Consider the following 2,752-nt stretch of genomic DNA (forward strand, 5'->3'; position numbering starts at 1 on the left):
ACCAGGTCCGGAAAGCCATCCCCGTTCACATCAGCCCGTTTTACGCCGTCGGACCCCGACAGAGGATTCTCATCTATGGAATGCATCGGCCAGGGCCGGCGGTCGTAAATCGCGCGGTTTGGATCGGATATGGGGGTGCAATCGCTATCGTTGTCAGACTTTCGCGCATTTTCAGACGAGAGGAATGGAGCGTCCGTGTCCGTCGTATGGGAAACAGACTGGCCGGACGCTGCAGCAGGCGCCAGGCACAGCGACATTATCACCAGGGCGAACAATGTAACAGGAACCAGGCATAGAGATAACGTCATCAAGGCGGCAGCTGCAAAAGGTTTGTCAGGTTCGCCAACGAACACCATCCCCCTACCTTACCTCGATGATCTTGTTTTGGGTGAACTCCTGTCCATACATATCCCGCGTCCATACGGTAATTTTATGGATCCCCTGCTCCTTGGCCAGCTCCGGGAGGGGGGCGGTCCATATATGGTTGGTGGGATTGGGGCTGCTCCAGGGTCCCTCGTAACTTTCGTAGAGGGATTCGTAATACGGCGATACGTGCTCATCCTGCTGCTGCATCGTATGCCATTCGCCCCCGTCAACCCGGAACCGAACTTTTGAACGTTCACTTCCATTGAAGAGATTGACCAGCACCTCGGCCTCCCGCAGTTCTCCGGCCACCAGGTCCGTGGAGGGAACTTCAATACGCATCTGGAAATCGGGATCGCCGCCCGCAGCCTTATACCGCTCCCGGTAGGTGTTGCCTTGAAATTCCACAATGTGATAGCCATTCGGAACCCCATCCATCTGCGTAGCTATCGGGATCCCCTCTTCGTTTTTCGGTCCCCTCCACCAGGTACCGCAAGCGGCCGTTGTTGCTATATGGTGAATAGGTGCTGCATTGATGCGGCCGAATAGCTCACCGAGAAAGTGCTGGAAAGTCATGTGACGGTGTCCCCCCAGGAAGAGGACCCGGTCGCGCTTCTCGAGCAGATCGATTAAGGCCTCCCTGTTGACGGTATTGACACTCTCCCCGTCGCTGTCGGCCGAGTACAGGGGAATGTGGGCCATCAGCACGATCAGCTTGTCATCTTCAACGTGTTGCAGGTCATTGCGGATCCACTCCAGCTGGGTGTCGCTCAGATGACCGCGATACCGGGGGCTGCCCTCGTCATTGCGCCCGAGGTAATCTATATTGTCCATGCTGATAAAGTGAACATCACCGTAATCGAAGGAGAAATAGGTCGGACCGTAATGCTTCTTGTAGGTTTCTTTCGCAAAACGGTTGCCCTCCGTATCGTAGTTGATATCATGGTTTCCCAGAATATTATAGACTGGCGTGCCCACGGTTTTCATGATACGGCTGTACCTGTCAAACAGGGACAGGTCATCGAACATAATATCCCCCAGCACAAGCGTCACATCCGCGTCTGTATCCGCCAGTTCCGGTACGATATCATCCCGGAAATAGGACAGCTCCCGGTCATCCCTGGGCTGCGGATCGCCGAATGCCAGGGCCGTAAAGGAGTCTTTCTTCTCGGAGGGGATTAGTCCGAAGTTGACCGATTCGGGAAGTGGTCCGGTAGGTTCCAGTCCGGGATACTCCAGCTCCGGTGACCCCTCCGGATGGTGGATGTAAAAGGAAAACCGCGGCAGATTCTTCTCATTCAGCGGGAGCTCATATCCCGACGGCTTCCGGATAAACACGATGGTCTCTTTCTCAATCGGAAGCCGATACGAGCCGTCTTCTCCGCTCAGGGTTACCTCCCTGCCGTTGGAAACAGCAACCTCCGGAATTCCCTCCTCCCCCGGATCCATTTTCGCATTGCCGTTTTCATCCAGGAACACCGTACCGCTGACTGTCTCCTGGGCGTGAGTGACGGTCGAATAAACCGAAAATAATAGTATTACTACAAAAAAGATTCCTGTTTTTTTCATAAGAATAGGTGAATATTTAAATATTGATTCTCCATTGCTCCCGCATCTCTCGTTCCAGTAATGCATTGGCCCGCGCATCATCTGCAAATAGTTCTCTTTTAGGATCCCATTCCAGCGGCCTGTTTAACTGATACGCGATATTCCCGAGCGTGCAGACCGTGGCCGTGCGGTGACCCGTTTCCACATCACAGATGGGCTTGGTCCGGTTCCGGATCGCATCCAGCCAGTCCTGGTAGTGGTTTTTACTGTTATACACCTTCTCTTCATCCGGCCCGATTACCTGGTCCTTCAGCGAAACGGGCGTAGTCTCCAACCTGCCCCGTTGAACGTCTATCTGTCCCTCCGTACCGATAAACCGCACAGCATGATCCTTGCCAAAATTCTCATGTGTCACCTCTACACCATTCTCATAGCGATAGGTGAGGTAGAGGTAGTCATCGCCATCCGGGGGGATAATGGCGACCGGACCGCTGTCGTCCATATCAAACGCCCACTGCACGATATCAAACATATGGGCGCCCCAGTCGGTCATATCTCCCCCGCCGAACGCCTGGTAGTATCGCCACCGCCCCCAGAAGTCATCTCCCGGCGAAGGAAGCAGTTCGTGATTGTACTGGTGATAAAAATTGGGTCCCAGCCAAAGATCCCAATCAAGTCCATCGGGAATCGGCTCGCCGGGCAAGCTGTAGGGGGCCGCAGAACTGCCGACATTCACTTTTACCTTCTCGATGTCTCCTATATACCCGTTGCGCACCAGCTCGACGGTTTGCCTAAATTCCGGCCAGGAGCGCTGCATGCTGCCCGTTTGAAACACCCGGTT

The 2,752-nt window shown here is 54.3% G+C and carries 3 protein-coding genes; all 3 read right to left on the reverse strand.

Going from position 1 to position 2,752, the window contains the following annotated elements:
- On the reverse strand, nucleotides 1-308 hold a 308-nt coding region (locus ACESLU_RS13825), incomplete at its 3' end, for a hypothetical protein (RefSeq protein WP_372639215.1).
- Nucleotides 309-360: 52 nt separating this feature from the next.
- Entirely contained in the window at nucleotides 361-1,932 is a 1,572-nt protein-coding gene (locus ACESLU_RS13830) for a calcineurin-like phosphoesterase C-terminal domain-containing protein (RefSeq protein ID WP_372639216.1), read from the reverse strand.
- A gap of 16 nt (nucleotides 1,933-1,948) precedes the next feature.
- On the reverse strand, nucleotides 1,949-2,752 hold an 804-nt coding region (locus ACESLU_RS13835), incomplete at its 5' end, for a Gfo/Idh/MocA family oxidoreductase (protein ID WP_372639217.1).

The sequence above is a fragment of the Fodinibius sp. genome (genome assembly GCF_041642155.1).
GTDB lineage: Bacteria > Bacteroidota > Rhodothermia > Balneolales > Balneolaceae > Fodinibius.

Coding starts and splice junctions, on each gene's coding strand:
- ACESLU_RS13830 (WP_372639216.1), bottom strand. CDS start 1,932: ATGAAAAAAACAGGAATCTTTTTTGTAGTAATACTATTATTTTCGGTT.